The sequence below is a fragment of the Gemmobacter sp. genome, assembly GCF_016792925.1.
Lineage (GTDB): Bacteria > Pseudomonadota > Alphaproteobacteria > Rhodobacterales > Rhodobacteraceae > Gemmobacter.
This window is the reverse complement of record NZ_JAEULU010000078.1, coordinates 1-6,048: the sequence shown is the minus strand read 5'-3', so window position 1 is coordinate 6,048 and position 6,048 is coordinate 1. Positions and strand designations below refer to the sequence as shown.

The following is a 6,048-nucleotide window of genomic DNA, read 5'->3' as shown; positions in this document are numbered from 1 at the left end:
GTGCCGGAGGCGGAGGCGACGCTGTGTTTGCATGGGTTGAGTGACGCGCAAGCCGTCGCGGCGCTCTCGCTGGCGCTTGGCTCGCCCTATGAGGTGACAGGCGCGGCGCATTGGCCGGGGCAGGGCAGCTTTCTGCGGATCGAGGGGTTCGAGACCTCGGTGCGCTATCGCCTGGGGCGGTTGCAGGCTTTGCTGGCGCCGTTTGGGGCGGCGGAGGAAGTGGCCTCCCCCTCCGTGTCACCTTGGGGAGCGATCCGGGACGTGGCGCCCTTGGCTTTGGTGCCGGGCGATCTGTGGCGGCTGCATCTGGTGCCCTCCGAGGCGGCGGCACTGGTCGCGCGCATCGGCGCCGAGGCGGTGCTGTATGATTGGGGCGGCGGGCTGGTCTGGGTGCGCATGGCGCCGGGGGCCGATCTGCGGGCGCGGGCGGGCGCCTTTCGCGGCCATGCCACCTGCCTCACCCGCCCCGACCCCGCGCCCGAGGCCCCCGGCATTGCCGCCTTGACCGAAGGCCTGCGCCGCCAGTTTGACCCGCGCGGGCTGTTTTCCGCGCAGACCGGAGCCTGAGATGCAGACCTTCTTTACCCCCGAACAGCTGCAAGACCCCGGCCTGAACCGCGCCAACCAGATCCTGCGATCCTGCGTGCATTGCGGCTTTTGCACCGCGACATGCCCCACCTATCAGGTCTTGGGTGACGAGCTGGACAGCCCGCGCGGCCGCATCTACCTGATCAAGGAGATGCTGGAAAGCGGCCGCCCGGCGGATGAGAAGACGGTGAAGCATATCGACCGTTGCCTGTCCTGCCTTGCCTGCATGTCCACCTGCCCCTCGGGCGTGCATTATATGCACCTGATCGACCAAGCCCGAGCCTATGTGGAGAAAACCTATACCCGCCCGTGGCATGACCGCGCCTTGCGGTGGGTGCTGGCCAAAGTGATCCCGAACCCGCTGCTGTTCCGCCTCTCGCTGCTGGGGGCCAAGATGGCGCGGCCCTTCGCGGCGCTGATCCCCGATGCGCGGCTGCGCGCGATGATCGCCATGGCGCCCAAGGAAGTGCCGCCGGTCAGTCGCAACGACGATCCGCAGAGCTTTGCCCCCACCGCGCCGCAACGCGCGCGGGTGGCGCTGCTGACCGGCTGCGCGCAAAAGGCGCTGAACACCGACATCAATGACGCCACCATCCGCCTGCTGCGCCGCCTGGGCTGCGAGGTGGTGGTGGCCAAGGGCATGGGCTGCTGCGGGGCGCTGACGCATCACATGGGCCGCGAGGGCGAGGCCCATGCGCAGGCCGCCGCCAATATCTCCGCCTGGCAGGGGGTGAAGGCGGACGGGGGGCTTGATGCCATTGTCATCAACACCTCGGGCTGCGGCACCACGGTGAAGGATTACGGCCATATGTTCCGCAACGATGCGCTGGCGGGGCAGGCGGCGGAGGTCTCGGGCCTCGCGATGGATGTCTCGGAACTGCTGGTGAAGCTGGGGCTGCCGCAGGCCGAAGCGCGGAAAAACCTGCGCGTGGCCTATCACGCCGCCTGTTCCTTGCAGCATGGGCAGCAGGTGAAATCGGCGCCGAAAGACCTGCTGAAAGCGGCGGGGTTCGAGGTGGTGGAGCCAGCCGATCCGCATCTCTGCTGTGGCTCGGCCGGAACCTATAACCTGCTGCAACCCGAGATTTCGGGCGAACTCAAACGCCGCAAGGTGGCGACGCTGGAGGCGCGCGCCCCGCAGGTGATTGCCGCCGGGAATATCGGCTGCATGATGCAGATCGGCTCGGGCACCGGGGTGCCGGTGGTGCATACGGTGGAGCTGCTGGATTGGGCGACGGGCGGGCCTGCGCCGCGCGCGCTGGTGGCGGCGGGGCTGGCCTGAACGCCGCCCCACATCCCGGCTTGCGTTAACCGGGCGTTTGCCACATTGCTGCCGAACTGCCCTGCTAAGCCCGAGCCATGATGCGCCCCTTGCCCCTGATCCTTGCTGCCCTCTTGCTCGCCCTGCCGTCACAGGCGCAGGACATGGGGCTGCGCAGCCTGGAGACCAGCGATGCGGGCCGGGGCTGGGAGGCGGTCGGGCGGCTCAATCTGGGCACCAAGGGCTTTTGCACCGGGGCCTTGATCGCGCCCGATCTGGTGCTGACCGCCGGGCATTGCCTGTTCGACAAGGAAACCGGCGCCCGGATCGACGCGGCAGAGATCGAGTTTCTGGCCGGTTGGCGCAATGGCCGGGCCGAGGCCTATCGCCATGTGCGCCGGGCCGTGGCCCATCCGGAATATGTCTATGGCGGGCAGTCGCTGGAGGCGCGGGTGCCCTATGATGTGGCGCTGTTGCAACTGGATCAGCCGATCCGCCTGCCCTCGGTCGCGCCCTTCGGCACCGCCGCGCAGCCGCATCGCGGCGCCGAGGTGGGCGTGGTCTCTTATGCCAAGGACCGGGCCGAGGCCCCCTCGCTGCAACAGGTCTGCGAGGTGCTGGCCGAGCGCGAAGACATGCTGATGCTGTCTTGCGATGTGGATTTCGGGTCTTCCGGCGCGCCGATCTTCAGCTTTGAGGGCGGGGTGGCGCGGGTGGTCTCGGTCGTCTCGGCCAAGGCCGAGGTCGAGGGGCGCAAGGTGGCGCTTGGCACTGCACTGGAGGCGCCGCTGGCCGATTTGCAGGCCGAATTGCTGCGCGAGGAAGGCGCCCCGCGCCCTGGCAATGTCCGCGTCTTGCGGGGCGGCGGGGCGACACGTTTCGTGCGCCCCACCGAATAATCACGCGCTTGAGGCCGGGGCGCTCAGGCGCGCGACAGCACCGAGGCCGGGCGCAGCCGGGCGATCGACCGGGTAACGGCTGCGGCAAGGCCCGCTGTCAGCAGATCACCGGCCAGGAAGGGCAGCGCGAGAACGGCGGCCTCGGGCAGGGTTTTCTCCAGCATCACCGACATGCCGAGGATTCCGCAGACATGCAGCACGCCGATGCCACCCAGCACGGCACCGAGGAAGGCGGCGGGGAAGATGTCGATGCGCAGACGCTCCACCACCAGACCGGCGGTGAAGGCGGCCAGCGGGAAGCCGATGATGTAACCGGCCGTGGGCGAGTTCAGCGCCATCAGCGTCGTGCGGAACCCGGCCAGCACCGGCACAGCCAGCGCGACCGCCAGGAACAGCAGAACCGCCAGCGCGCCACGCCTGGCGCCCAGCACGGTGCCGCACAGCATCACGCCCAGCGATTGCGCCGTGATCGGCACGCCCGAAACCAGGTCGATCTTCGGCAGAAAGCCAAGCGCCGCGATCAGCGCCGCGAAGAGGGCGATATGGGTCAGGTTGCGTTCCATGATGTCTCCTGAAAAACCTGAGGGGAGTTACAGCCCGCCCCGCGCGCGCAGGGCCTCGGCCACGTGATCGGCATCGTCCAGCGCGGCCAGGGCCAGCGGCAGGACGATCCGCGCTCCGACCCGGCGAGGGCTGCGCGCGCGCCATGCCTGCATGAGAAGCCCGGCCTTGTCCAGCAAAACCGGCACGAAGCGGAGCAGCAGCGCCATCGCCAGCGCGGGCAGGCGCGGGTTCAGCCCCAGCCAGCGCAGCGGGGAAAGCAGGCGCTCGATCAGCGCCAGCATGGCTTCCAGCCGGGTGGTCAGCGCCACCAGATTTGCCAACCCGACCGCTGCGATCAGGCGCAGCGCGATCTGCGCGCCGTGCAAGGGCTGCCACAGCCACAGATGCCAGACCGCCAGCAGCAGCAGAAACGGCCAAAGCGGGCGCAAAAGCCGCAGCCCCTCAAGGCTGAAACGCGGCCCTTGCGACAGATAGACCGCCGCAACGCCGGTGGCGGCCAGAGCCAGGGCCCAGCCTTGCAGGGTGAACAGCGCGAGGCTTCCCGCGACCATCAGCCCGAGCTTGAGGCCCGCAGGCCAATGATGCAGCGGCGTTTCAATGGCCGAGATCTGTGTCAGCATCGCACTCTCCGATCCGGTCCATCTCGGCCCGGAAGGCGGGCAGAACCTCGGCAGGCGGCCCGTCAGCGGCCACGCGCCCCGCCTCCAGCCAGATCACCCGGTCTGCGGCCATCACCGCCTGCGGATCATGGCTGATGGTGATCAGCCGCTGCGGCAGACCGGCCAGCCGCCGGGTGAGGCGGCTTTGGGTTGGCAGATCCAGCGCCGCAAAAGGCTCGTCCAGCAACAGCGTCGCCGGGCGCATCAGCAGCACCGCCATCAGGCAAAGCCATTGCTTCTGCCCCTGGCTGAGGCTGGAGACCAGCGCCTTGGCCCAATGCGCGCGGCCCTCGGCCTCCAGCAAGGTCGCGACGGCGGCGTGCGCCTCCGGGGCGCTTTGCCCCATCTGGCGCAGACCAAAGCTCAATTCCTCCTCCACCGTGGGGAAGATGATCTGGTGATCGGGGTTCTGGAACAGGATGCCAATGGCCCCCAGCATGGCCTTGCGGTCCTGCGCCGGGTCCAGCCCCGCCACCCGCACCGTGCCCGCCATGGGCGTGACCAGCCCGGCCATCACACGCAACAGCGTGGTCTTGCCCGAACCATTGCGCCCGATGATGCCGATCCGCGCCTCACGCAGCGACAGGTCCAACCCGTGCAGGATCGCCTTGCCCTGCACGCCGAAATGAACCCCGCTGAGAGTGATCCCCGCATCCATGGCCCTCGCTTAGCGAGGTTAAGCTTTTTGCACAAGCTGGCGAAGATGAAGAAAGGGGGGCTGTCTGCCCCCCTCTGAGCCTGCGGCTCATTCTCCCCCCGAGGATATTTTTGAACAGATGAATGGGCGCGGTGGCTTTCATCTTGGCTCAAATATCCCGGGGGCGCGGGGGCTGGCCCCCGCTGCTTAGGAACGTGCGGGGGCTGGCCCCCGCTGTTGTCAGGCTCAGGCCGCGCGGGCGGCGGCGACCGAGGCTTCCAGAATCTCCATCGCCTCGGCGAAGATCGCGTCAGGGATGGTGATCGGGGCGAGGAAGCGCACCACGTTGGCATAGACGCCGCAGGTCAGCAGGATCAGGCCGCGCTTTTGCGCCTCGGCTTTCACGCGGTTGGTGAAATCGGGGTCCGGGGCCTTGTTGGACGGATTGGCGAATTCCACCGCCACCATGAAGCCGGGGCCGCGAATATCCGCGATTTCCGGCGTGGTGGCGCGGATGGCCTCCAGCCGCTGTTTCAGACGCGAGCCCAGCTCATTGGCGCGGTCGCAGAGCTTTTCCTCCTCGATCACGTCCAGCACTGCATGGGCGGCGGCGATGCCCAGCGGGTTGCCGCCATAGGTGCCGCCCAGACCGCCGGGATTGGCGGCATCCATGATCTCGGCTTTGCCGGTCACGGCGGCGATCGGCAGGCCCCCGCCCAGACCCTTGGCCATGGTGGTGAGGTCGGCGGTCACATCATAGCCATGCATGGCGAACATGGTGCCGGTGCGGGCAAAGCCGGTCTGCACCTCGTCGGCGATCATCACGATGCCATGCTCGTCGCACAGTTTGCGGATGGCGCGCACCAGATCGGCGGGCGCCGGGTAAAAGCCGCCTTCGCCCTGCACGGGTTCAAAAATGATGGCGGCCACGCGGCCCGGATCGAGGTCGTTCTTGAACAGCTTGGTGATGCCCGACATGGCATCTGCGGTGGTCACGCCATGCAGGTCTTGCGGGAAGGGCACGTGATAGACATCGGGCATCATCGCGCCGAAGCCCTTCTTGTAGGGCTCCACCTTGCCGGTCAGGGTCATGCCCATGAACGTGCGGCCATGGAAGGCGCCGCCAAAGGCGATCACGGCATTGCGGCCGGTGTGGATTCGGGCGATCTTTACAGCGTTTTCAACGGCTTCGGCGCCGGTGGTCACGAAGATCGTCTTCTTGGCATAAGCCCCCGGCGCGGCGGCGTTCAGACGCTCGGCCAGACGGATGTAGTTCTCATAGGGCAGCACCTGATGGCAGGTATGGGTGAAGCGGCCCATCTGTTCGGCCACGGCGGCCATGACCTTGGGGTGGCAATGGCCGGTATTCACCACGGCGATGCCCGCCGCGAAGTCGATATAGCGGTTGCCCTCGATATCCCAGATTTCCGAGTTCAGCGC

6 protein-coding genes and 1 pseudogene are annotated in these 6,048 nt (G+C 67.8%); 3 read left to right on the top strand and 4 right to left on the bottom strand.

Translation table 11 applies throughout. From position 1 onward, the window contains the following. The 3 genes and pseudogenes from JNN06_RS04045 to JNN06_RS04035 all read left to right on the top strand — a co-directional run. Window positions 1-567, top strand: a pseudogene (locus tag JNN06_RS04045) (glycolate oxidase subunit GlcE); the annotation flags it as partial. 1 nt (window position 568) lies between these two features. Further along, the gene (glcF, locus tag JNN06_RS04040) at window positions 569-1,870 is read left to right on the top strand and encodes a glycolate oxidase subunit GlcF (RefSeq protein WP_291238315.1); all 1,302 of its coding nucleotides are present in this window, start codon (window positions 569-571) and stop codon (window positions 1,868-1,870) included. Window positions 1,871-1,950: 80 nt separating this feature from the next. Further along, complete coding sequence (locus tag JNN06_RS04035; RefSeq protein WP_291238314.1) at window positions 1,951-2,748, top strand: trypsin-like peptidase domain-containing protein; 798 nt, start codon at window positions 1,951-1,953, stop codon at window positions 2,746-2,748. A 23-nt stretch (window positions 2,749-2,771) separates the two neighbouring features. Here JNN06_RS04035 and JNN06_RS04030 read toward each other — a convergent pair whose 3' ends face one another. The 4 genes from JNN06_RS04030 to JNN06_RS04015 all read right to left on the bottom strand — a co-directional run. After that, on the bottom strand, window positions 2,772-3,311 hold the full coding sequence (locus JNN06_RS04030) for a biotin transporter BioY (protein WP_291238313.1): 540 nt from the start codon (window positions 3,309-3,311) through the stop codon (window positions 2,772-2,774). A gap of 27 nt (window positions 3,312-3,338) precedes the next feature. Further along, window positions 3,339-3,932 carry an energy-coupling factor transporter transmembrane component T gene (locus JNN06_RS04025; protein WP_291238312.1) on the bottom strand — a complete coding sequence of 198 codons (594 nt, stop codon included), beginning with the start codon at window positions 3,930-3,932 and terminating at the stop codon, window positions 3,339-3,341. Continuing rightward, a complete protein-coding gene (locus JNN06_RS04020) occupies window positions 3,907-4,629 on the bottom strand; it encodes an ABC transporter ATP-binding protein (RefSeq protein WP_291238311.1) in 723 nt (240 codons plus the stop codon). The genes JNN06_RS04025 and JNN06_RS04020 overlap by 26 nt, the downstream gene beginning before the upstream one ends. Before the next feature lie 225 nt (window positions 4,630-4,854). Next, window positions 4,855-6,048, bottom strand: a 1,194-nt coding sequence (locus tag JNN06_RS04015; RefSeq protein WP_291238310.1) for a 4-aminobutyrate--2-oxoglutarate transaminase, incomplete at its 5' end; no start/stop codon positions are given.